Origin of the sequence: Vibrio sp. TH_r3 (genome assembly GCF_033101115.1) — a bacterium.
Taxonomy (GTDB): domain Bacteria; phylum Pseudomonadota; class Gammaproteobacteria; order Enterobacterales; family Vibrionaceae; genus Vibrio.
The window spans coordinates 124,815-150,103 of sequence record NZ_JAWMPW010000002.1 but is presented as its reverse complement, the minus strand read 5'-3'; the positions used below and the strand labels follow the sequence as shown (position 1 = coordinate 150,103).

The window sequence follows — 25,289 nt, the reverse complement described above, 5'->3', positions numbered from 1 at the left end:
AGTGTCTAATCTCTTTGATTAATTATAAAGTCCAACCCACCCACAATAGCCGCAACTTGAGCTCGATTACATTCATCATTCGTGACACCGTCACTATCAGGATAGACTTCAGTGGTCGTACTAAAACGACTATTTGTTATCCCCCCACATAAACCGAGTTGCTTCATCGGGTAATGAATAACTCCATGTTGCATCACTGTCGAACCGATAATATTGCCGTCTTCATCTGGCTCGGCAATGTGAGTAACCTTACTGACTGATTGGATGACCGCTTGTTGGAAATCCGCTTGGGGATTATTTGAATCGGCAACTGTGTAAAAACCATCTGGAATTTCACCTTGAAGGTAATCGGTACCGTCCCGTGCGGCTAATGCTCGACGAAATTCACTTTCATCACTATCGGTAGTTTCGTGTAAATCGAAATGAACAAGAATAGTATCATTGTACTTTTCAACGAGCTTTAAGAGAGCCGCCGCTTCAGGTGCAGGACTCTCAGGATAAAACGAGCGGTTTGGATCAATGGCTAACGCATTCCACCTATTGATTACTTCGTATGCCCATGGACTAACACAAGGCACCACTAAAAAATTGAATTCTGTTTGATAACGCTCAGATTGTTCTTTGACAAATAACAACGCGCCTTGAACTCCACTGGTTTCGTAGCCATGCACTCCACCGGTAATGAGTACCGTTGGTTTACTTGGATCCCACTGAAGTGTTTTTAATACATAAAGCGGATAAGATTTATTTTGGTATTGAATCAATCCATATTGATCAACCAGAAAACAGTCAGCTAATTCGACGATTTTTGTGACGACTTCATCTTGATAACTTCTCATTGGCCTAATTTTATTTAGCCATTGTTTTTTTTCTATTTCGCCCCATTTTTTACCTTGCGTCCCTATGGGATAAAATTCGTTCATTGTTTCACTCTCATATTAGTCAATTATTTCGCTAGGTAATGTGCATAATCACAACAAGTCTTGGTTTGGTTTAACCAATCAGGTGCCACAAAAAGTCTGATAGCCTTTATCATGGTCCAAAGGTAAATCTTGGTATAAAGCAGTAGCTTGTTGTTGGTCATAAGGCTTTCGCAATACCTCTAAAAAAGCCACAGCGGAATTATTACTGCCAGTTTGTTCACACTGTTCTAATACTTGCTCCACATGGTGATTTCGCGGAATGACCACAGGGTTATTTGTTTGCATCAATGCCAACGATTCTGCCAGGCCTGAACCTTGTATTAATTGCTCTTTCATCACAATAGCTAACCATTTATCGAGCCATTCAGGCTTCAATTGGGTTAACGAAGGATCCCCCGTACTTACCACTTGAGTAAGTTCATAAAACTGTTGCGTATAATCTAACTTATTTAACTGCATCAAATCGAGTAGTTCGTCTACTAACTCATTGTGACCTAACGTTAACAAACCTAATTTATTGTGCATCATTTGATAATAGGCTGCCTGGTATTGCTCAGTTATATTTACGATCCGTTGCTCAAGTTGTTTGATCACCGTGTCTTTATCTCCCCCTATCAATGGAATAAGACATTCAGCTAATCGAGCCATATTCCATTGCATAATTGAAGGTTGATTTGCAAAACAGTAGCGACCATTTTCATCAATGGAGCTATAAACTGTTTCAGGATGATAAATACCAAGCATTGCACAAGGCCCATAATCAATCGTTTCTCCCGAAATCGTCATGTTATCGGTATTCATCACACCATGAATAAATCCAACGCGCATCCAATGGACGATGGTATTTATCTGTTGTTCAATAACGGCATCTAAAAATAATAGAGCCCGGTGCTCATTATTTAGATCAATCTCAGGGTAATGTCGAGCAATAGCGTAATCTAAAAGGGCCGATAAAGATTGACTATCGCCTTGTGCAGCAAAGTACTGAAAAGTACCTATTCTGATATGACTTTGTGCTAAACGAGAGACCACCGCACCCGGTTCACTCAGCCCGCGGTACAATGTTTCTCCTGTGGTAACAACCGCAAGAGTACGTGTTGTCGGTACACCGAGTGCGTGCATAGCTTCACTCATCAAGTATTCTCTTACCGCTGGTTTAAACGCACATCGTCCATCTCCACGGCGAGAGAACTGAGTGGCTCCCGACCCTTTTAACTGAAGGTCGACTCTACGTCCATTTGGCAAAATAAGTTCACCTAACAGATGAGCTCGACCATCGCCAAGCTGCGGATTAAACCCGCCAAATTGATGCCCAGCATAAGCTTGAGCAAGTGGAATAGAACCATCCAAAGTCACATTACCAGAAAAATATTGTGCCGCATTTTGCTTGATATCTGGGCCAATCTGCCATTCGTTCGCTAACGCTTCATTCCACAAAAATAGCTGCGGTTGAATAACGGGTTCAGGACTGATTTGTTGATAAAAATCTGGACCCAACTGATAATAACTGTTTTCTAACTGCACAATATTTTCCATAAATACGAATCATTATCTCTCTATAATGAAGCAAATTGACCAATTTACAATTACAAACGTCAACAACAACTTATACAAAATGGTTTAGACGTAGTAAAACGATGAGTAAATAGATAAAAAGCAAAACCACTCAATAATATCCATCAGTTTGTATCAACAATAAAAAACATAAAAATTGCATACTCCCAATTTAATTCTTAGATAATTGATTACCTTTTTTACATAAATGTAATAAAATATGAACGTTTCTTAACAAGCGTCATTTCCACTAATCAAGTCTGCCAATAAGAGTTGTAAATGAATAATAAAAGCCAACGTCCCCTCTACATACCCTACGCCGGTCGCGCATTGCTAGAAGCCCCATTACTCAATAAGGGCAATGCTTTTAACAAAGAAGAACGTGCACTGTTTAATCTAGACGGTCTCTTACCAGAAGCCATCGAGTCAATAGAAGAACAAGTCGATAGAGCTTATCAACAATATCAAAGTTTTGAATCCGACATGGATAAGCATATTTATTTACGCAATATCCAAGATACCAATGAAACGCTTTTTTATCGCTTAGTAGAAAATCACATTACTGAAATGATGCCGATTATTTATACTCCGACAGTTGGGGCGGCATGCGAAAATTTCTCCAACATTTATCGACGTGCTCGCGGTTTGATCATTTCTTATCCGAACCGTGAACATATTGAAGATATGCTCAATAATGCGTCGCGTAACAATGTAAAAGTCATTGTGGTCACCGATGGTGAGCGAATTCTTGGTCTTGGCGATCAGGGGATAGGTGGGATGGGCATCCCTATTGGTAAACTTTCGTTATATACCGCTTGTGGTGGCATAAGCCCTGCTTACTGCCTTCCGGTTGTACTTGATGTAGGCACAAACAATCCGCAACGATTATCTGACCCGATGTATATGGGATGGCGACACCCTCGCGTGAGCAAACAAGAATACAACGCTTTCGTAGACGACTTTATTCAAGCAGTAAAAAGTCGTTGGCCAGAAGCACTGATTCAGTTTGAAGATTTTGCACAAAAAAATGCCATGCCACTTCTAGAACGTTATAAAGACGAAGTATGTTGTTTTAATGACGATATTCAAGGAACCGCCGCGGTTTCAGTCGGATCATTATTAGCCGCATGTAAAGCCGCTAAATCAGAACTAAGTAAACAACGAATTGCCTTTCTAGGTGCTGGGTCGGCAGGCTGCGGTATTGCTGAAGCAATAATTGCACAAATGGTATCTGAAGGAATATCAGATGAACAAGCTCGCTCCCAAGTTTTTCTTGTCGACCGATGGGGCGTGTTAGCCGATGATATGCCCAATCTATTAGATTTCCAGAAAAAATTGGTACAAAAACGCGCAGTGCTAGATGAATGGGACACCAAAGGTCACGACGTTTCTTTATTAGAAGTAATGAAAAACGGACAACCTACCGTGCTAATTGGCGTATCCGGTGCACCTGGATTATTTAGTGAAGACATTATCAAGGAAATGCATAAACATTGTAAGCGCCCAATCGTTTTCCCTCTATCAAATCCAACCAGTCGCGTAGAAGCGCTGCCAGAGGATATTCTACGTTGGACCAATGGTGAAGCATTGGTAGCCACAGGAAGTCCATTTGCTCCTGTGGTTATAGGAACAAAAACGTATCCAATTGCCCAATGTAACAATAGTTATATTTTCCCTGGCATAGGTCTAGGTGTTTTAGCTGCTCGTGCACGTAGAGTAACAGATGAAATGCTCATGGCTTCTAGCCGTGCTCTAGCAGAATGCTCTCCACTTGCTATTAATGGTTCAGGACCTTTACTCCCACCGCTAGAAGATATTAGAGAAGTATCGGTTAAGATCGCCTTTGCTGTAGCCAAAAAAGCAATGGAACAAGGAGTCGCCTCACAAAGAACAGACGATAGAATTAGGCAGAAAATTCAAGAAAATTTCTGGACGCCTAATTATCGCCCATACAAACGATCTTCTTTCTAAGCGTCTTAACAATCATTATAGGGTGAGTGAAATAGACACCACCCTTATCTCACTTCAATCGTTACAATTGCCAATCAAAATTCATCTCAAGCTGCATGTAAAGTAATTAATGATAACTAATCGTTATATTGGTAATTAATGATTTTGATGATAATTAAGCATTACAATAATAACCATGAGTTATGGTATGAAGTCAGAGTTTTGGCAGCATAATACGCTAAGAACGGCTTGATGACATAATACTAAATAGGTAGAAAGGTAGGCGTTTTTTTCTTTTTCAACCAAAAAACAAAATGCAAGTTTATGTTTTTTAAATAAAAATAACATGTTCATTGACATTACTGATCAAGTTAGTCTACTGTTACCTTAACAAGAAATTCAACAAAAATAGTAAAGATAAATGCCCCATTTAGATATAATTAAGTCAATATCATCCAATGCTGTTTCTTACGGAAAACATCGGATTGGGGTTCGTGTAATACAAATTTTTCTTCTATTTATGTTGTTATCGTTGCTGGTATTGATCCCTTTTTCTAATTATTTAGTGTCGTCAAAAACACACTCTATTCTGAAGCAGATCGAATACGAATTTTCCAATGAAATAAACCAGTTATCTTACCTGCTGAGCTCTGAAAACATTACTCTTCCTTGTGAAGATAATCTAACCAATTTAAGAAAAAGCGTTTTTAATTCAAATCGTGCTAAAGAGATTGGAATCTTCGATAAAAATGGTAAGATTTTCTGTACGAGTAATCATGGAGAGACTTCTTTTTACTTGTATCAATCGATAATTGCTCGTTTACAAAAAAGCCCACAAAATGTCACGCTCAGTTACACAGAAGCAAAATTAAGTAAATCACGTAGCGTAACCCTTCTATTTTCAAACCAAGTTGGCGAAGGTCTCAGTGTGCTCATTCCTCCCCGCTATTTAACCCGATATGTTGATCAACAGTTTATTGATGATCATATTGAATACAAATTAAGAATAATATCCCGAAGCATCCAAGATAGGGTTTACTCGTATAACTTAGTAAGATATTCCGCCAAATCAGACATCTACCCTGTGCAGTTAGAGGTAAGTACTACTCCAATGTATTACGTTACACAATTTTGGCGATACAGCTGGATATTTTTCGTTCTCGCCAGCTTAGTTTCTATTTATTATGTATTTAGAGAACAAAAATTACTCGATAAAAACAGTCTAGAAAACTCGTTACGCTCGGCAATAACGAATGATTATTTAGAAATTCATTATCAACCAATTGTCAGTTATACAACGGGCAAACCCGTCGGTTGTGAAGCATTATTACGATGGAAGGATCCTCAACAAGGCTTTATATCACCAAATATATTTATACCTCTAGCGGAAAAGCTTAACCTTATTGAAGATGTAACCAAAATAGTGATAAGTAAAGTTGTTTCCTTTATCCGTTCCAATAACACTGTGTTGAAACCACTCTATATAAGTATCAATATTAGCCGCAGCGTTATTCTAAAACCCTCTTTTGTTACTTTTGTACAAGAGATCTTAACCGTAGAACCGACTTTAGCGAACAAAATCGTATTTGAAATAACAGAAGATAACAACTTTACGTTTGACGAACTAAAATTACTGAAAACGCAGTTGGAAATATTATCTAATTTAGGTTTCAAGTTCGCTGTCGATGATTTTGGGACTGGTTATTCGGGATTAAATTTCATTCGTCAATTTGCTTTTGATTATGTAAAAATAGACCGTGTTTTCGTCAAAAACCTGAGTAATGATTCCACTATTACGGCATTATTAAAGTCCATGAAAACACTTTCAGAGCAGCTTAACATGACGGCGATAGTTGAAGGCGTGGAAGAATCATCTCAATTAGAGATACTTAACAATCTCGGGTTTGAGTACGTTCAAGGTTTTTATTTTTCAAAACCTCTTCCCAGTACTGAGTTTACTCAATATTTACAAAAACAGCCTCTCTGAATTACTGCGTTAATTCAAATTATAAAAAAAAAGAGAAGAAACAGAGTTCTTCTCTACTAAAGCATTATGGTTTAATAATATGCGGAATAAATAGTCTACCGAACTATGTCAAGTTTTTACTCTTTGTCAAAGCACGTCTCAAATAACTTATCAATAGTCTTGTCTACTTAACTACATTAATACCCTAAAAAATCAGGTATTAACCCAAGAAACAACAAATCTAATAACTTGTGCTATTTGCTTGTGACGCAAGGTGGTATTATTTTTAGTTAAAGTCATTTTTGTGGTTGATTGAGTTGCAGCTCGATATCAACCGTTTAACCAACGAGATAATAAGTCTCAAATGAAAACAAAACAAGAGATTAAATAGTCATTCGGCAATATTAAATCTCATTTGAGACATTTATCCAGAAAAATAAGTCAAACCGTATGGGCGATACTAATAAAATCCCGAACTATACATTTTTAAAAGGCCATGAATTTACTAACAACCTAAAAATATTACTGGGTTGTAAAAACTTACATGAACTTTCTGAACTAACAGGAATACCAAGATCGACATTCAGTACATGGAATATGAAAAACAGAACGTCTTACGAACTCATGCTAAGAATTCATCTGGCATTGGATATTCCGATGAAAGATATTTGTTTGGGCTACCAGAGCTCAAATGAAGGAAATAGTGCGTTGGGTATTGCAGAAACTTCACAACCTTATCACGTGAACGATACTCCCGAAGAAAAGTTAATAGCTGACAGAAAAAACGTTCCTATAATAAAAACGTTTGACCTTAAGAATGGTCAATTAACGAACAAAAGACCAACAATTTTCGACTCGGAATTACTCGTTGACTTTGATTATGATTATTTGTTTGCCATTAAAGAGAACAATTATATTTCGCTAATCGATACGTTATCTAAACAGGCAATTAACGGGACTTATCTCATTAATATAGACGGTTTACTTTCTATGAATCATTTGCAGCGACTTCCTGGTAAAAAAATCGCAATTTTATTCAATAATTCACTGCTGAACGTTGCTGAAGAAGAACTAGAAATAGTAGGAAAAAAGGTGGCAGAGATGAGTACCACTATAGATTGATAAAATATAACAATTGAGTCGTAACGAAAATAGTAATGAAGTCATGTGACGATCAACAGATGTCAAATTTGATGATACAAATAGGATGGTTTATTTGTATCATTTTGAAGGCAAAGAAATAACGCACGTTTTAACTACCCGTCATTAATCTATAATTTAATGAGTAACAACCTCAGAATCTATTATTTTTCCGAAATATCATGGAACTCTCCTTCAATAAAAACATACTTTCTATTGTCAACGTACTCTGGATCAAGATTATCTTTTATCTTTTTTCCACTAATAAGGGCTAAGAACGTTAATGGTATAGCGAATAAAAGGCTAAAGACTAAAGCAAAAACGCTTAGTATTACTACAGTTATAGTTATAAATAATTTTTTCATATCTGACCTCATAATAATTAATTAATCTGAATTCATTACTTGGTTAAATATTAGAAACAATAATTAGTCAGATTGTTCAATAATTATACTGATACAGTCTCTGCCTCTTTGCCAATTTAGTGCAAGTTTTTTGCGATCTTCTGTCAAGAATTCTCTGTAAAGGTATGTAAATGGTCAAGGTTCTGTGATGACGATAAGAAATTATTGTCATTCATTCATCAAATAAATAAGTTACAACAACTCTTTAACGATCAACTTTAATAAAAATGTTTCTCTCTCGATACTCAATCCTTTATTTGGATTATTCAGCATCGTCTGTTCATTATGAGCTATTGCTTGATGAATATTAAGCCAAACCGGCTTCATACCATTATTAACCTCATGTTCCTCAAGCGCGGTTTGCCCTAATTTCTGATTTATTTTACATGTATAACAATACGAAATTTGATGCATCACATCGGCATCATCTTTATGCCAAGAGCGATACTCCTCATAAATACCGTAAGGCTTTATATTATGAATATTGGTCGCTCCAGTTTCTTCTTTAAGTTCTCTCACCAGCCCAGTGATAACATCTTCGCCCTCATCCAGACCTCCACCCGGTATTGTGTAATCATGGTACCTTTTTGTATACAACATTAGTATATTATCGCCATCAAGCACAATCGCTCTGGCACTACGGCGCTTGTATATTATTTTATCTTCTATGCGGTCTATTTCAGGGTCAATTTGAGTATGGATATGTCTCATATATAATTGTTTTCAGTAGTGAAAGACTTTTGGGGTTGGTATGCTAACACATTCATCTAGTTTGTTTATATCAACTAACGTTATATCTGGTTTTTTCGGCAATATATTGTTTAAACAACAAATTTCCGTAAAATTCCTCTACACTTACAGAACGAAAAAGATTAAATTCAAATTTAGCCATTTTTTGGAGAAAAAAACAGATGAATAAACTCGGTTGGTCAGTTAGTTTTACCGCACTTTTAACCCTTACAGCTTGTTCAAGTCAAACGGACGAATACGATGTAGAAAGTTACGATCAAATTTCTAATCCTGCGTCTGTTTATTGTGTTCAGCAAAAAGGAGAATTAATGGCTTTCAATGAAAATGATGCTCGTGTTATGTACTGTGTGTTGTCTGAAGATGAAAAGCACGAACAGTGGGAATACTATGAAGGACGCCATGATAGAGAACAAAAACAATAAAATGCCTTCAATTTGATAAATTAGCTAATCAATTTAATAGTTAATTTTCACATTAACATGCCCTAATAGATAGAAAACTCTCTTATTAGGGCATCGTCACTACATTATTGCTATTGTCGCTTACCCTCTCTGAAAAACGACATTCGGCACTTTGGCTATACCTACTTATCTAGTTATAATTTTTACTATCATTACGCATAACCTGAGATTCTATGCAGATAGCATCATGTCGCCAATATTCTATTGCGCAATTAATAATCTGCTGGTCTTTATTGTAATTAATACGCTCAATTTGCGTGGCTGAAGTCCCAGGCGTAGCTCTAAGGGCTTGCGCAATATTACCAAATAAAGAAGTAGAACTAACGCGAAACTGGCTTTGATGTTGAATAACAGCATAATCATGTACCAATATATCGGCTAACGAAGTGGTTAAATCGCAACTAAGAAGATTAGAAAATAGCTCTGATTTAATATAATTAATGACAAAGGCTACCGGTCTATTTTCAACAAGGTGCAATTGCTCAATTGAGTAACAATCGCTAAACGGTTTTAACTGTAATAAAAGAGAAGCTTGATGACTTGCCAGCTCTTTTTTTGCTGAAATTAACTGTATATTAGGCGTTCTATTTTGTTCGATTGTCATCTCGGTAAAACTCGCCATTTTTCCTAAATCGTAACGCAGGGGTTGTGGTGAAACAAACCAACCACGCCGATCTTCACGATAAATCTTACCTTCCGCTTCTAGCAAAGATAAGGCTTCTCTAAGCGTTACTCGTGTCGTTGAGAACAATTCTGCAAACTTTCTTTCTGTTGGTAATTTTTGTCCTGCTAGTAACAGACCAGAATCTATTTGATCAACAATCGTTTGTTTAATTTTTAAGTATTGCACTTAGCTTCCACCTAGCAATTATCTACCTATCCGAACATTATTTACTTAGCATCATTTAGCCACTGTTGCCCCGTTGTCATAAATTGCGCGACTGACTACCAAGAGTGGCCGTTAAAGCTAACCTACTATTGTCAAATAGTACAATACAATAAATTGTTAATATACAACCTGTTTTCCATCAGTAATAATCTGATCTGCTTACATGATTTTTAGGAGAATCGATCATGAGTCATTTTATCTATTTTTAGGCTCGGGTATCTCATCCTTGCTAATTAGCCCATCATTGTTGCTATCTATCTTTGTAAAATCTTTAGCCAGCGGCCCTTTTAGCTCCTGTTGTGATAAGTAACCATCATTATTGGTATCCATAGAGGCGAACAAATCATCAGGTTTCATTGCTCTATTAGGTCGAGAACCCTGCGATAGCTTGCTCATCCCCATACTAGGTAGCCTACTACTGGTGTGGGGGCTTTCCTTGTTAATATGAGGACCATTGCCTTCCATCTGAATAGAAGAAAAAACTTTACCTTTACGTTGAATGAATTTCGGTGATTGAACAAAAGTCGCTTGTCCCCCAGTGACACAACGTACGTAGTTATTGATTCGTATTGCATCACCTTGCGGTCCATGACCGGTAGGGTATTGAGATGGGTTGCCCACTTTAGGGTCACTTCGCTGAGAGCCCGCGCCATGAACATCTATCCAATGATCTTGCATAAAACCTAATGACCGACCAAACGCAATATACGCAGCGTTTCTACCATTTTTTAAATTCTTATGAGTGGTACTTGACCAGTAATTGGCATAATCAAGTTGGTCATTTTCATTTAGAATTGAGCTAGAATCAAAAATTGAATTGATTGAAGGGCTATTTGTCGTATCAGGTGATCGAGAATAATCGACGATAGACTGCAATTCTTTTACATTAGGCAAACGCCAATCGGTTCTATTTGCTAACGTTAAGTTTTCACAATATGAAAGCGCAACAGGCCAGTTCATGGCCATTCCACTATCGCTTTTTTGCCAAATTAACCCTGTTGCATTATCCGAAACTGTTTGGTCGCCATTATCAATAAAATCATTAATGCCATAATCAATATTACTTCGAACGGCTAATACGTAAAATTTTTTTGCTCCACCGTCTCTGCTTTTTAGACCATAACCTTTTATTCTACCGTCAATAAAATTAACACCAAATACCGTGTCATCTCCATTCATAGTAGTCGAAACATATTTCGTACTAGTAACATACTGTGAATCAATTAAACGCTCACCTGACTGTGTATCGCCAGAATTGAAACCAAACACAGATTGATCAATAAACGGAATAATAGACACGCTACTTTGAGTATTTAATCCACTCGGGTCTTCTCCATCAAATAATATTAATGAATAGAGCTCTTTTATAGTTGGCAGTCGCCAATCACTATATCCCGCTAAGTTAAGCTGCATTACGTAGGCTTGCGCCTCTTGGTAACTTAATTTATCGGCGATATTAATTTTACCATCGCTATTTATATCTACCGTCTGAGACCAAATTAAACGGGTATTATTATCTGTTACCGTCCCATCTTGGTTGTCGGTATAACTAGCAACAAAACCTTGGTATTGACCATCTTGGCCGACATTGTTTTCACCTTGAGCAGGGCATTTCTCTAACGGTTCTGCAATAGAAAAACAGCGGCTTTGATTAGTATCGACAATAGGATACGTCAAATCTACCACTGGCTTATTTATGCCAGGCTCTACATCATTCAAAGGTTTCGCAACAACATCAACAGGTAGCGTGCCAATTGCCAATATCACGATACTTAAATTAACCTTGAACCACACTACTTTATTTGTCATTTTAACTCTCGCTAAGACTGGTATATATGAGCGGAGTATAAAAAAAAATAGAGTAGAAAATGTGGAGCAATAATGAAGTTAAACACGGAAAATTAGATTGTTCAGACCAACTCACCAAGTAAATAAGTAATTTCGAACTAATTGCTTACAGATAGTTAATGATTACACTCAAATTTATAACCGATACTATAAATAGACTTTATATAGTCACATTCCTTATCTATCTCTACCATTTTCTTGCGTAAGTTCTTTATATGGCTATCAATGGTTCTATCGGTAACAACTCTACCATCATCATATATACGGTCCATAAGTTGTTCTCGACTAAATATTTGTCCTTCACGCTGAAAAAGAAAATTAAGTAATTTAAATTCAGCTGGCGTTAAACACAGTTCACAACCATTCAGTTTTACTTTCATTTTTTCTACATCAATCGTTAACTTAGCTTCCGTTTCACGTTGCAATGATCCATTGGCACGCCTCAACACGTTTTTGATTCTGGCAATGACCTCTCTAGGACTATAAGGTTTGCAAATATAATCATCTGCGCCTAATTCTAATCCTAATAAACGGTCGATTTCATCTACTCGTGCTGTTGCCATAATAACGGGGACATTAGAGAAAGTTCTCAGTTCGCGATAAATATCTAATCCGTCACGGATTGGTAACATTAAATCTAAAATAATAAGATCAGGATGATGACGTTTTACCCAATCTATGACCTCGCCTCCATTATCAATGTGATGAGAAATCATTCCAGAATGATTTATATATTCACATAGCACGTTGGCTAATGTTAGCTCATCTTCAACAACTAAAATTTCTTTACTGCTTTGCATTTTTACCACTTTCCATCATGAATAATTGTTTGTTGTTGGTAACGTTATGTCTATTCTCACCCCACCTCTTGGCCCGTGACTGGCTCGAATTGTTCCGTTATGTGCTTTGACGATATTGTTACAAATAGATAACCCTATTCCTGAGCCTCCACTCGATCGACTTCTCGACTTATCTACTCGATATAATCGGTCAAACAATTTTGGTAACGATTCATCTGGAACACCCGGTAAGCTATCTTCAAATACTATTTTTATATTTTGTTCATCTTGCTCAACAATAACATCGATATTGCCGGGAGCGTCGGTATATCTGATGCTATTTTCCACTATATTCAAGAATAACTGTTTAAGGGATTGGCTATCACCAATCAGTGAAACCTTACTACTTACGTTACAACGCAAATCCATTGTTAGCCTATTATGTTTACACCTAAGTTCATTTTGATTAATCACCTCATTTAATATTTCAGCAATATTATCGATGGGTTTTAGATCAAAATTCACACCAGAGTCAGAAAGGGACAACTCATACAAGTCATTTACTAGTTTACCTAATGTCATCGTCTGTTGATGTAACGATGTTATCCGTTTAGGTTCGGGCTTACGAATACCATCTTGTATCGCTTCAATTTCACTACGTAATACTGCGATTGGCGTCCTTAGTTCATGAGAAATATCAGATAACCACTGCTGCCTATCTATTTGCTGTTTTTTTAACGACATCGCTAGCTGATTAAATGCCGTTGTCAGCGCCGCCAGTTCATCTGAACTTTTAGATTCAATATAAACATCTAAGTTGCCCTGTTCGATAGCCTTAGCACCTTCATGTAGTGCTTTCAGTGGGTTAAGAAAATGCCTTACTAAGAAAAAAGCAATGATAAAGGAAAAGAAAACGGCGAGTACCGCAACTGTGACAGTATATTTAGTCTGCTCATGAAAGAAACTTTCCGCTAAATTTCCCGAAATACTTCTACTTTGAAGCACGGTAATCCAACCTACCAACTTGTCATCCACAATAATATCAACTTTAACTTGCTTAAAACGTTGCCGATCATAGTGCAGGTTTTCATCAAGACCAAAAAGTGAACGTCCATCGGCATCAAATAGATTAGTTCTGACACTTAAAGGCACTAAAACGGAATCTTTCTGCTCCAAGTTAACCATCGCTTGTTCTGAAAATTCAAAATTTGGTTTAGGTTCAGGTCGGTAGCGTTCAATAGCACTTCCGCTTTCTGGTCGAGGAGGATATTGGCTTAATTGTCTGTTATTAGGCGGAGGTGGTTCACCAAATTGAGTCAAAATACTCGCCCATAAATACGGTGCAGAGTTGAGTCGTTGCCAACCAAAGGTGGGAGAATAGTAATTCTTAACTTTTTCGGCTATTAATTGCGCTTTATCCACTTCCTCACTATTTAAATAATTTTGCAATCCTTGTTGAAAGCTAGAATTAATTAACCACACCATGCTTGCGAGCATGACTACACTGACGAGTAATATCGAAACAAACAGTTTAGTAAAAATAGACAAATCTACTCGACCTTATAAATGTTAGAACCCAGTGAGTATACGATCGGCAGGCTATTTTGCTAAGGATAAAGAGAAATCTTCACGATTTCTCCATAATTTTCTATCATTCATCCAGTCAGCATCAAGTGCTAGTCCTTCATGCATTAATTACATTCTGCAACTTACCGTCGAGATAACATTTCACATTATCGGCTACCGTCGCCATGATACGCGCTCTAGCATCCAGCGTTGCCCACGCAATATGCGGTGTAATCACACAATTTTTTGCAGTCAATAGTGGGTTATTTTCCGCAGGAGGCTCGTGTTGTAAAGTATCTAGACCTGCACCAGAAATAACGCCATTATTTAGGGCGTTGGCAAGGTCTTGCTCAACAACGAGTTGGCCCCGTGAGGTATTAATTAAAAACGCACTATTTTTCATCAAGGTTAACTTATCGGCGTTGATCATGTTCTTCGTATCCGCAAATACAGGACAATGAAGCGAAACAATGTCGGACTTCGCCAGAAGTTCGTCTAATTCAACACATTGATGTGGATAATCAGGAGAAACACGATAAGCCTTATCATAAGCAAGAACGTTCATTTTAAAAACACTCGCAATTTCGCCCACGCGGCGTCCAATATTTCCAAAGCCGACAATACCAATAGTTTTACCTGAAAGTTCCATTTGTGGATTTAACCAATAGGTCCAGTCAATATTATTGGTCCAACCAAGGTTCTCACGTACATCCTGACTGTTTAATTCAATCGCTCTAGCTAAACGGAAAATCATAGCGAATGTCATTTCAGCCACTGTATCTGTGCCATACTGTGGAACGTTTAGCACTACGATACCTTTTTCTTTTGCATACTGGTAATCAACCACGTTGTAGCCTGTAGCAAGTACAGCAATACATTCGAGGTTTGGACACTGGTCTATAATTTGTTGGTTAATAACTGTTTTATTTGTCAAAATAATGTGCGCATTGTTTGCTCTTTCGATAGTTTGTTCAATGCCATCTAATGTTCGGTCATAACAAACAAAATTGCCCAGTTGTTCAATCGCATCCCAAGGATTATCACCTGGGTTGAGCGTAAATCCATCTAAGCAGACAATATTTTTCATTGGCTCCATATCATTGTTGCTGGCTGTTTTATTCATTACCTTTCCTTTCAATAGTTATCCCTTAAATTTACCTATTCTCTTTAATAAAGAGATAGTAAACAACATTCAGTGATCTAAAATAGACCTAACTAATCTTAATTGCTACACAACAAACCTCTCCCCTAGAAAAGAAGTATGCTATAAACTACCCATTAATTAATCGTTCAAATAAAAATGGCTAATGTGAGTAAAACAATGAAAATAGTCGCAGTAACCGCCTGTCCTACAGGTATCGCGCACACCTATATGGCTGCCGATGCCCTACAAAAAGAAGCCCACAAAAAAAATATTCCAATCAAAGTCGAAACCCAAGGTGCGATGGGTATAGAAAACCAGCTTAGTGCCTCAGATATTGCTTCTGCAACTGTGGTATTAATCGCTTCAGATATTGAAATAGAGCAACGAGCAAGGTTTACTGGCAGTAAAATACATTGCGTCACAATAGAAGAAGTGCTCGCTGACGCAAGTTCGGTATTACGTCGCTGTCAGCAACTCTAACTAAACTAGTTAATTATTAATCGCGCAATTAAATGTGATAGTCAATCTAAAAATCACCGAAGTGAAAATGATAGATTTATACCATTAAAACTGTTGATACGAATAAAACTTCTGTTCGAAATACAATTTCTGATATTAAAGTATGACTAGCACCGATAGTATAGCTAACACAAACCAAAACGGTTACCCGAATAAAATGCTTATGCAAATAGAAAGACGAATTACCTTTATTATTGGCAAAGATGGGTTCGCGGCATGGAAACTAAACCGCTTAAAAACGCTTTCTAGTTATTTTCGGTCCGTTGTTATTATTCAAAACATTACTAATCAATTGCATGCCAACGCAGAACATACATTGAAAGTAATGACTATTGCTTGTCAACAAAATCATCTTTGCCAACTATGGATTGAAGGCTCGGACGCCGAGCTAGCTTGCATGGTTTTAACCGATTTTATTGCCGATCAGTTTGAAATTGTAAATACTGCCCATCGAAAAACGGAAGAGTTTAGCTATTCCGTTATTGGCACACACCCAACTTTCGCTTTACCTTTTTCCATTACCTACAGTTATAAAAAAATTGCCGACAAATCGATAGAAAAATACGCCCTACTTTCTAAATTATGCACCATGCTTAATGCACGAAATGCTCAGCCAATATTCGATGCTATGTTAAAAAGAGAAGCTATTGCTACCACATATATTGGTCATGGCATCGCGCTACCACATGTAATGATAGAAGGGGTTAGTCAACCATCATTAGCAATAATGAAACTCGACACATCGATAGATTGGCACTCCCCAAGAGGAGACGTCAATACTATCATAGCGGTACTCATACCTAGTTCTGCCGATATGACGATAATAAAAGCATGTACTCAATTAACCCGTCGTTTAATAGACGTCGATTTCTGTCACCTACTCACTTCTACCGTTGAACCAGAAGCATTTAAAGCAATTTTATTACATGTGATGTCGCGCACTTATCAGAAACCTTAATCGTTACGCCTTATTCCTGTATTCGCTTGGCGTATGGCCGGTTTTACTTTTAAACACACGAAAAAAATAGTTAACATCCTGAAAGCCACAACGAGTTGCTACCTCAGCTAAACGAAACTCGTAACGTCTCAACATGAATTTTGCTCTATCAATTCGGACCCAGGTAATATAGTCAGCCAAAGTCATATGACCTTGAAAGCGAAACAGTCTTGAAAGGTGATTAGGCGAAATATTAAAACGTTCTGCAATACTTGAGCGAGTGATTGTTTTATGAAAATTCTCTTGGATATAGATACAAATCCCATGATATACATCGTCTGCTCGTTTTTTAGATGCGTGAGTAGGGTCTGAAATCATAGATTGAGCATAACTCATCAACGCCAAAAGCAAATGTTCATCCATTGGGCTTTTTCTTGCTTCACTACCCAACGCGTTGAGTGCATCAAGTATGTGGTCGATAGCATGACCTGTTCGAGTTTGAATACTGTGTTTCTGCACATCAAAAAAACCGGCTTCATTTTTATGTTTACTAACTAAACTAAAACCGAGCTGCCGCTTACCAAAAAGTAAGCTGAGCACCGAACAATCCGTACTCCAATCAGGTTTATTCCAACAGTTTGGTGGCACATATAAAGCATCTCCCGCTAAAACTTGGATGCTAACAATTCCTTGTTCGGGATCTTCAATTTGATTGATATATTCCCCACTAAGTACTAATTCCAACCGTGGAAAGTTAACCTGATAACTAAACTGCGGAGGAGTCAACTTATCGCTGGCAAACCATATACGATTAAACGTGGCTCTTTCTGCTAACAAGGTTTCGATTAATCCATGAAAAACACTATTCATCATTTTACCACTCAACTTTAGTCCACTGTTTACTCTAAAAACTCAAAAAACATGTGATATAAAACACATAATCGCTGCGATTATTATCATCACTTCAGTCTAGAAAACCTCTTTAACATAAAAATTAACATTTATATGATTATATTTAACAAGAAAAAACACCAACTTAATTAATTGAAAAATAACAAAATTAATCATAAATAATCTTTAATTAACATAGAATTCGTTTTATGACATACATCACACAAAAATAACGATGGTACAATAATCCAGTAAATGTCTTTCTTATACACTATCTCAATTCATTGTAATCAACCAAACTATTTAATAACAAACGTAAGTCAACAACACACAAAAATAACAATGGGGACACAGTTATGATCACTGAATTGATTAATGAAAAATTGATTCGTCTTGATCTTGCCGCGACGACGAAAGAAGAAGCATTCATCGAGTTAATCGATGTGCTTCATGCGCAAGGACGTATTAACGATAAGTCACAATTTCTTGCTGATGTTAAAGCAAGAGAAGAATTAGGCAACACAGGGTTTGAAGATGGCGTAGCGCTGCCACACGCTAAGAGTTCTGCAGTTATCAAACCAGCTGTTGTTATCGGTATCAGTAAAACTGGCATCGAATATGGCGCTGAAGATGGTAAACCTTCAAAACTTTTCTTTTTAATTGCCTCTCCGGATGGCGGTTCAGATCACCATATTGAAGTCCTTGCCGAATTATCTTCCAAACTTATCCAAGATGGCTTTATTGAAAAATTCTTAAAAGCGACCTCAGAGCAACAAGCATTGCAGTTGTTAGTAGAAAAAGTTGAACCAGCAGCGGATACACCACCAGCCGATAAAGGTTTTCTTATTGGCGTAACGGGTTGCCCTGCCGGTGTTGCGCACACCTATCTTGCTGCAGAAGCGCTTGAAAAAGGTGCTGCGGAGCTTGGCTATAAAATTAAAGTAGAAACCAATGGTTCAATTGGTGTTAAAAACGCACCAACCGAAGAAGAAATAGCACAAGCTGACGCAATTGTTGTCGCGTGTGATAAACAAGTCGACATGAATCGTTTTGCTGGTAAAAAAGTCATCGAAACTGGTGTAAAAGCCCCTATTAGTGATGCGAAAGGCCTTATTCAAAAAGCGTTAGTTGCTCCTGCCTATGTTGCTGACGGCTCACAAACCAGTTCATCATCAAGCAAAGCTTCTCAAACTCGCGGTGATTTATATCGTTATTTGATGAATGGTGTATCACATATGATCCCATTCGTCGTTACTGGTGGTCTATTAATTGCGCTAGCTTTGGCAATTGGTGGCGAACCATCCGAAGCCGGAATGGCGATTCCAGCTGACAGTTTATGGAATAAAGTGCTAGATGTTGGTGTAGTCGCGTTTACTCTAATGATTCCGATTCTTGCTGGTTACATCGCTTATGCTATCGCTGACCGTCCAGGACTTGCTCCCGGTTTAATTGGTGGCTGGATAGCAAACAATGGCTCTTTCTATGGTGCTGAAGCAGGTACCGGCTTTATTGGTGCTATTATTGCTGGTTTGTTAGTGGGTTACTTTGTTCGTTGGTTAACCAGTATTAACTACCATAAGTTCATTCAGCCATTAGTGCCAATTATGATCGCGCCTATTGCTGGTTCGCTCTTTATCTCTGCACTGTTTATTTTTGTTATCGGTGCGCCAATAGCCAATTTAATGGACAGTTTAAACGCCTTACTAACGAGTATGAGCACGGGTAATGTCGTGTTACTCGGTATTGTTCTAGGTGGTATGGCTGGCTTTGATATGGGTGGTCCGTTTAACAAAGTTGCTTTCTTGTTCTCCGTCGGAATGATTGCCAGTGGCCAAACTCAATTTATGGGAGCGATGGCTTGTGCCATTCCAGTTGCACCTTTAGGCATGGGATTAGCGACCGTGTTGGGGCGTAAGTTAGACCTATTCGAACCATCAGAAACCGAAGCCGGTAAAGCCGCTGGGGCAATGGGCTTAGTAGGTATATCAGAAGGTGCAATTCCATTTGCTGCACAAGATCCAATGTCTGTTATCCCTGCTAACGTACTCGGTTCGATGGTTGCCGCTGTTATGGCCTTCTCATTTGGTATTACTAACAGTGTTGCTCATGGTGGTCCGGTAGTCGCATTACTTGGTGCAATGAATAAACCTGTACTTGCTTTAGTATGTATGGCCGCAGGCTCTATTGTCACCGCGCTAGTTTGTATTACGCTAAAAAAAGTGCGTCAAGGAAAAACTGCAACAGCTACCGCATAACAGCAAACGTCAATTTTTAAATATTTTTGATTATTACATTCCAAGTCCCTCATTATGTGAGGGACTTTTTGCTACAATCAATAAAATTTAATACAAATATTAAAAATGTATTAATTTGGTATTACACTTACACATTTTATAAAATTTAGCGTAAACTAGTTGCAATTGACACCATAAAACTTTTATCCATTTATTCAAAAGGGAACGTAATGACACAAGCAATCACACAGTGTTTTTTCCCAATGCAAAATGTCATCCAAGACTACGCATGGGGAAGCCGAACTTCAATTAATCAACTATTTGGTATAGATAATCCAAACAATGGTCCTCAAGCTGAAATCTGGATGGGAGCACATCCAAATGGATGTTCAAAAATCACTGAGAATAATGAGGTGCAGTTGCTTTCCGATTTCATTAACTTGGATAAATCCGGTATTTTAACCATTGGTACTGACACACAATTTGGTGAGTTACCGTACTTATTTAAAGTGCTCGCCGCCGAAAGTGCTTTATCAATTCAAGTTCATCCAAGTAAAGAACAAGCAGAAATAGGTTTTGAAAAAGAAGAGCAAGCCGGTGTTCCAAGAAACGCAGCCAATAGAAACTACAAAGATCCCAACCATAAACCCGAATTAGTTTATGCGCTTACACCGTATCAAGCGATGAATGGATTTAGAGAATTTTCCGAGATCATTGCGCTATTTGATAAAATCAATCTGACTTCTATTCAAAGTATTGTCGATACATTCAAATCGTCTGTTGATGAAAAAGGCTTAGAGAACTTCTTTTCCGCGATGCTATCACTACAGGGTGAAACAAAAGAATCTGCATTGTCCGATTTACTTAGTTTTGCAACACAACATTCAAACGATGATTTGTTCGCTCTAATTCTTGAGCTCTCTGAGTTGTATCCAGGTGATATTGGTTTATTTGCACCATTAATGTTAAACGTTATTACACTTCAGCCACGTGAAGCAATGTATCTAGATGCTTGTACACCGCACGCCTATCTTAAAGGCACAGGCTTAGAAATCATGGCCAATTCAGATAATGTGTTACGAGCTGGATTAACGCCCAAGTTTATTGATGTGGATGAACTAGTAAAATGTACTATTTTCAAACAAAAGCCGGCTAATACATTACTTGCCTCTCCTGTTGATGAAGATGGCGGACTATTTTACCCTGTTCCTGTTGATGACTTTAAGTTCGCAGTTTACGAAGATATCGAATTGCATACCTTACGAACCAATAGTGCTGAAATCCTACTGGCATTAGATGCTTCCGTAACCTTGACTCACCTTACGGGAGAAACCGTAACGTTTGATAAAGGGCAATCCGTGTTTATCCCTGCCTATGCTGGCAAATATCAAATAACCACGAAAGGTAGAGTCGCGAGAGCGTTTAACTAAGTTGTTACGTACAACTTGGCTTTTTTGTTTATCACATTGATAATTTTAATCCTCTTCTATAATTCTCAACGAATTATAGAAGAGGATCTTTCCAATATTACTGCTAGTTTGTAAACTGAACCTACCTTGAACCAGATCATACTCTAGAAATAAACAATCAACCCAGCTCAAACTTTTATCGTTAAATCATCCCCGTGTTCGTTAAGCTCGCTAGAATTAAAGTCAACCGTACTGATTAAATTCTAGAACGATTTTAGATGAATGCCGATCATCTTTATGTGTGAACAAAGGAAGGTAAATGAAACAACAAGCGCATATTTTAGTCGTTGATGATGATTATGAAATAAGGGACTTGCTCGATAAATATCTTACTAAATCAGGTTATCAAGTATCCGTTGCTGAAGACGGTGAAGCGATGCATACCCACTTAGCATCTTATGGCTACCCAACGTTAATTTTATTGGACGTGATGCTTCCAGGGGATGATGGCTTTGCTCTGTGCCAACAAGTTAGAAAGAACTCTAACGTCCCTATTATCATGCTTACTGCAGTATCAGATGAAACCGATCAGATCATTGGCTTAGAAATTGGTGCCGATGATTACATCGCTAAACCCTTTAATCCAAGACAACTTATTGCACGAATAAAAGCGGTTTTAAGACGCACCAATATTGAAGAGTCAGGAGAAAAAGCACCGAAAGCGATTAATTTTGGTGGTTGGCATTTAGACATTCTTGCCCACGCGCTTATTAACCAGGAAACCAACGAACAATTTGAGCTGTCAGGCAGTGATTTTTCTCTATTGATGTTGTTTCTGTCTCGGCCAAACGAAATATTAGATAGAGATACCATATCTTGCGCCACAAGAGGTCGCGAAGCACTACCGTTTGAAAGAGGTATCGACGTACAACTGAGTCGTTTACGGTCAAGACTTGGTGACAATGGGAAACAGCATCAATACATTAAAACCATGCGAGGCAACGGTTATATTTTTACCGCAGCCGTCACTTATGAACATTGAATTAGTTATCAACATTGAGTTACTTATGAACACGACTTTACTTATAAAATGAAGCGGCTTTTTTTTCCTCGTTCACTAGTCGCTCGTACATTATGGCTCACGTTGATCGCTGTTATCTTTGCTCAAGGGCTGGCTACTTCTATTTGGTATTCTCAATCAAAGCAGAGAGAAATCGACGGTATAAGTTCAACTTCAGCGAGTATGGCGACTATGTTCGCTTCAACTATTAACTTTTTCCAATCTCTACCCGTTGAGTATCGACATATCATTTTAGATCAACTGAGAGATATGGGAGGAACACGGTTCTTCGTATCATTTAACAAACAACGGCTCATCGTCGATACCATACCTGATAACTACTTGGAAAAAGTTGCCGTGTCATCGGTGGAAAAGGTTTTGGCTTCAAAGCTCAATAATGTAAATCAAATTGTAGTGCAATTTTCTAAGCCAGAAAATCTTCGTATCCTCAAAAATAATATATATTTACAAGATTTACCTCGGTCATGGGCTCATTACACTCTAACATTAGAGCCGATTAATCCTCCAATATTAGTAGTTCAAATCCAACTAGATAGTGATGAATGGATTTACATTGCTGCCTTGCTTCCTTCTCCTTACGTAAGCTTAGACGATACAATTATTGGTTCCGAACAGCTTCTGTTTCTTATTTTATCAACAACCTCTCTTATGCTGGTAGTTTACCCCTTGATCCGCAGACAAGTTAGACCGTTAAACAATTTAGCCAAAGCGGCCAACCAAATGAGCATGGACATAGAACAGGCAGAATTGGTCGAAGAAGGCGCGAATGAACTAGTTACTGCAACCCGAGCGTTCAACCGCATGCAACAACGTATTCGTCGATACGTAAATGATCGCGAAACGCTTTTTTCAGCTATATCCCACGATCTAAAAACCCCCATTACTAGGCTACGACTGCGCACCGAATTGCTCGATAATGATGAAGAAAGAGAAAAATTCAGCCAGGATCTTGATGAATTAGAAATGATGGTTAAAGGAGCATTACAAACGGTTAAAGATACAGATATCCATGAAAATAATGGATTAATCGATATAAAAGAAATGCTACTATCCATCGCGGAATCTTACAACCTACAATCCAATCGAGTACACATCGAAAAAAGCGCCATTAAACCGATTGTCGGAAAGCCTCTGGCAATCAAACGATTGTTGACCAATCTAATAGAAAACGGCATTAAGTATGGTCATCGAGTAGTGGTTACGCCAAACGAAAGCGCTAAGGGTCTCCATCTTAGCATTCAAGATGAAGGTCCAGGGATCCCTGACAACAAGTTAGAAGCGGTATTTGAACCTTACTGTCGTTTAGCAAAAGACAATGACGGTCACGGTTTAGGTCTCGGAATCTGTCGCAATATTTTGCATGCACACGGCGGAGATCTCATATTAGAAAACTCACCTCAAGGCGGTTTATCGGCGCAAATCGTTATACCACGCAACCTCTCACACTAATGTAACTAGATTGTTACATTCAAGTTACTCTTTGTTTCATTATGTTCGGTCTTTTCTTATTAATCTAATTATCGAAAGGATAACTCACTATCCAATCAGCAAATAATAATCATAAATTCAACCATGGATGAGAACGATGAACATAAAAAAAACCCTACTTACTCTATCCCTACTCTCTGCGGCACAATTTGCTAACGCTGGCGAAGTTGAAGTCCTTCACTGGTGGACATCAGGTGGCGAAGCAAAATCCGTATCGGCACTGAAAGACATGCTTGAAGAACAAGGACATACTTGGAAAGATTTCGCTGTAGCAGGTGGCTCAGGTACCAGTGCTATGACGGTACTTAAGACCCGCGCGGTATCGGGTAACCCACCAGCAGCAGCACAAATAAAGGGTCACGACATTCAAGAATGGGGAAGCCTAGGTTTTTTAACCACACTTGATGATGTTGCCAGTGAAAATAATTGGGACGCGATAGTACCGCCAATGGTTTCAGATATTATGAAATTTGATGGTGAGTATGTAGCGGTACCAGTTAATGTGCACCGAGTGAACTGGTTGTGGGCCAATAAAGATGTCTTCCAAAAAGCAGGCGTAAAAGTTCCAACCACTTTAGATGAGTTCTTCATGGTTGGTGATAAGTTAAAAGCTGAAGGCTACATTCCTCTTGCTCATGGCGGGCAAGCATGGCAAGACGCCACTATATTTGAAGCGGTTGCATTAAGTGTGCTTGGAAGTGATGGTTACCGCAAAGCATTCGTTGATTTAGATATGGATGTATTAAGTGGCGAACAAATGGCAGAAACTTTCCGTTTATTCCAAAAAATGCACAATTATATCGACAAAAACTCACCAGGACGCGACTGGAATGTTGCCACTTCAATGGTAATAAACGGCGAAGCTGCAATGCAAATAATGGGTGATTGGGCTAAAGGTGAATTCACCGCAGCCGGTAAAATGGCAGGCAAAGATTATTACTGTGTACCTGCACCAGGTACCGCAGGTCAATTTACTCATAACGTAGATAGCTTTGCCTTCTTCCAGTTGTCCGATCCTGAGCAACAAAAAGCGCAAAAAGCATTAGCCGCCACTATTCTTACTCCAGAATTCCAAGAAGTGTTTAATTTAAACAAAGGCTCGATTCCAGTTCGTTTAGATGCCGACATGTCTAATTTTGATGCTTGTGCAGTTGAGTCAATGAAAGACTTCAAAGCAACAGCGCAAAGTGGAGATCTAGTCCCAAGTATGGCTCATGGTATGTCTACCACTAGTTATGCTCAAGGTGCTATTTATGACGTAGTGACCAACTTCTTTAATGACGAAAATGCAGACCCTAAAGAAGCAGCTGAAAAACTCGCCAAAGCCGTTAAATCAGCGATGTAAACTAAGTTAAT

21 protein-coding genes are annotated in these 25,289 nt (G+C 38.2%); 11 read left to right on the top strand and 10 right to left on the bottom strand.

Features of this window, described 5'->3' with window-relative positions; genetic code table 11:
* Positions 1-5 precede the first annotated feature (5 nt).
* Both R3X26_RS03150 and R3X26_RS03145 read right to left on the bottom strand, forming a co-directional pair.
* Positions 6-923, bottom strand: coding sequence for a M14 family metallocarboxypeptidase (locus tag R3X26_RS03150; protein ID WP_317715676.1), 918 nt, complete (start codon positions 921-923; stop codon positions 6-8).
* Between the two features lie 78 nt (positions 924-1,001).
* Positions 1,002-2,459, bottom strand: a complete 1,458-nt coding sequence (locus R3X26_RS03145; RefSeq protein ID WP_317715674.1) for a protein adenylyltransferase SelO — start codon at positions 2,457-2,459, stop codon at positions 1,002-1,004.
* 297 nt (positions 2,460-2,756) lie between these two features.
* Here R3X26_RS03145 and R3X26_RS03140 point away from each other — a divergent pair, with 297 nt between their 5' ends.
* The 3 genes from R3X26_RS03140 to R3X26_RS03130 all read left to right on the top strand — a co-directional run bounded on the left by R3X26_RS03140 (position 2,757) and on the right by R3X26_RS03130 (position 7,515).
* Entirely contained in the window at positions 2,757-4,448 is a 1,692-nt protein-coding gene (locus tag R3X26_RS03140) for an NAD-dependent malic enzyme (protein ID WP_317715673.1), read from the top strand.
* A gap of 400 nt (positions 4,449-4,848) precedes the next feature.
* Entirely contained in the window at positions 4,849-6,414 is a 1,566-nt protein-coding gene (locus R3X26_RS03135) for a cyclic diguanylate phosphodiesterase (RefSeq protein ID WP_317715672.1), read from the top strand.
* 429 nt (positions 6,415-6,843) lie between these two features.
* Positions 6,844-7,515, top strand: a complete 672-nt coding sequence (locus R3X26_RS03130; protein ID WP_317715671.1) for a helix-turn-helix domain-containing protein — start codon at positions 6,844-6,846, stop codon at positions 7,513-7,515.
* Positions 7,516-7,697: 182 nt separating this feature from the next.
* On the opposite strand, the gene R3X26_RS03125 is transcribed toward R3X26_RS03130, so the two are convergent.
* Together R3X26_RS03125 and R3X26_RS03120 are read right to left on the bottom strand one after the other, a co-directional pair.
* On the bottom strand, positions 7,698-7,898 hold the full coding sequence (locus R3X26_RS03125) for a hypothetical protein (protein WP_317715670.1): 201 nt from the start codon (positions 7,896-7,898) through the stop codon (positions 7,698-7,700).
* A 231-nt stretch (positions 7,899-8,129) separates the two neighbouring features.
* The gene (locus R3X26_RS03120) at positions 8,130-8,648 is read right to left on the bottom strand and encodes an NUDIX hydrolase (protein ID WP_317715669.1); all 519 of its coding nucleotides are present in this window, start codon (positions 8,646-8,648) and stop codon (positions 8,130-8,132) included.
* A 200-nt stretch (positions 8,649-8,848) separates the two neighbouring features.
* Between R3X26_RS03120 and R3X26_RS03115 the strand changes: the two genes are divergently transcribed.
* On the top strand, positions 8,849-9,109 hold the full coding sequence (locus tag R3X26_RS03115; protein WP_317715668.1) for a DUF333 domain-containing protein: 261 nt from the start codon (positions 8,849-8,851) through the stop codon (positions 9,107-9,109).
* Between the two features lie 169 nt (positions 9,110-9,278).
* Here R3X26_RS03115 and R3X26_RS03110 read toward each other — a convergent pair whose 3' ends face one another.
* The 5 genes from R3X26_RS03110 to R3X26_RS03090 all read right to left on the bottom strand — a co-directional run bounded on the left by R3X26_RS03110 (position 9,279) and on the right by R3X26_RS03090 (position 15,353).
* The gene (locus R3X26_RS03110; RefSeq protein WP_317715667.1) at positions 9,279-9,998 is read right to left on the bottom strand and encodes a UTRA domain-containing protein; all 720 of its coding nucleotides are present in this window, start codon (positions 9,996-9,998) and stop codon (positions 9,279-9,281) included.
* Positions 9,999-10,232: 234 nt separating this feature from the next.
* Positions 10,233-11,846, bottom strand: a complete 1,614-nt coding sequence (locus R3X26_RS03105; protein ID WP_317715666.1) for a DUF1566 domain-containing protein — start codon at positions 11,844-11,846, stop codon at positions 10,233-10,235.
* A gap of 155 nt (positions 11,847-12,001) precedes the next feature.
* A complete protein-coding gene (locus R3X26_RS03100) occupies positions 12,002-12,685 on the bottom strand; it encodes a response regulator (RefSeq protein WP_317715665.1) in 684 nt (227 codons plus the stop codon).
* A 15-nt stretch (positions 12,686-12,700) separates the two neighbouring features.
* Complete coding sequence (locus tag R3X26_RS03095) at positions 12,701-14,212, bottom strand: ATP-binding protein (RefSeq protein ID WP_317715664.1); 1,512 nt, start codon at positions 14,210-14,212, stop codon at positions 12,701-12,703.
* Between the two features lie 136 nt (positions 14,213-14,348).
* Positions 14,349-15,353 carry a D-2-hydroxyacid dehydrogenase gene (locus tag R3X26_RS03090; protein ID WP_317715663.1) on the bottom strand — a complete coding sequence of 335 codons (1,005 nt, stop codon included), beginning with the start codon at positions 15,351-15,353 and terminating at the stop codon, positions 14,349-14,351.
* 198 nt (positions 15,354-15,551) lie between these two features.
* Here R3X26_RS03090 and R3X26_RS03085 point away from each other — a divergent pair, with 198 nt between their 5' ends.
* Together R3X26_RS03085 and R3X26_RS03080 are read left to right on the top strand one after the other, a co-directional pair.
* Positions 15,552-15,854, top strand: coding sequence for a PTS fructose transporter subunit IIB (locus tag R3X26_RS03085; RefSeq protein WP_317715662.1), 303 nt, complete (start codon positions 15,552-15,554; stop codon positions 15,852-15,854).
* Positions 15,855-15,996: 142 nt separating this feature from the next.
* The gene (locus R3X26_RS03080) at positions 15,997-16,851 is read left to right on the top strand and encodes a PTS sugar transporter subunit IIA (RefSeq protein WP_317715661.1); all 855 of its coding nucleotides are present in this window, start codon (positions 15,997-15,999) and stop codon (positions 16,849-16,851) included.
* Between the two features lie 3 nt (positions 16,852-16,854).
* Here R3X26_RS03080 and R3X26_RS03075 read toward each other — a convergent pair whose 3' ends face one another.
* Positions 16,855-17,700 carry an AraC family transcriptional regulator gene (locus tag R3X26_RS03075; RefSeq protein WP_317715926.1) on the bottom strand — a complete coding sequence of 282 codons (846 nt, stop codon included), beginning with the start codon at positions 17,698-17,700 and terminating at the stop codon, positions 16,855-16,857.
* Positions 17,701-18,077: 377 nt separating this feature from the next.
* Here R3X26_RS03075 and R3X26_RS03070 point away from each other — a divergent pair, with 377 nt between their 5' ends.
* The 5 genes from R3X26_RS03070 (at position 18,078) to R3X26_RS03050 (ending at position 25,278) form a co-directional block, all read left to right on the top strand.
* Positions 18,078-19,976: a fructose-specific PTS transporter subunit EIIC gene (locus tag R3X26_RS03070; RefSeq protein ID WP_317715660.1), complete on the top strand. Its 1,899-nt coding sequence runs from the start codon at positions 18,078-18,080 to the stop codon at positions 19,974-19,976.
* Between the two features lie 209 nt (positions 19,977-20,185).
* Entirely contained in the window at positions 20,186-21,385 is a 1,200-nt protein-coding gene (manA, locus tag R3X26_RS03065; RefSeq protein WP_317715659.1) for a mannose-6-phosphate isomerase, class I, read from the top strand.
* A 298-nt stretch (positions 21,386-21,683) separates the two neighbouring features.
* Positions 21,684-22,406 carry a response regulator gene (locus R3X26_RS03060; RefSeq protein WP_317715658.1) on the top strand — a complete coding sequence of 241 codons (723 nt, stop codon included), beginning with the start codon at positions 21,684-21,686 and terminating at the stop codon, positions 22,404-22,406.
* A gap of 48 nt (positions 22,407-22,454) precedes the next feature.
* Positions 22,455-23,894 (top strand): ATP-binding protein, encoded by a 1,440-nt coding sequence (locus tag R3X26_RS03055; protein WP_317715657.1) that lies wholly within the window; start codon positions 22,455-22,457, stop codon positions 23,892-23,894.
* Positions 23,895-24,030: 136 nt separating this feature from the next.
* On the top strand, positions 24,031-25,278 hold the full coding sequence (locus R3X26_RS03050) for an ABC transporter substrate-binding protein (protein WP_317715656.1): 1,248 nt from the start codon (positions 24,031-24,033) through the stop codon (positions 25,276-25,278).
* Positions 25,279-25,289 lie beyond the last annotated feature (11 nt).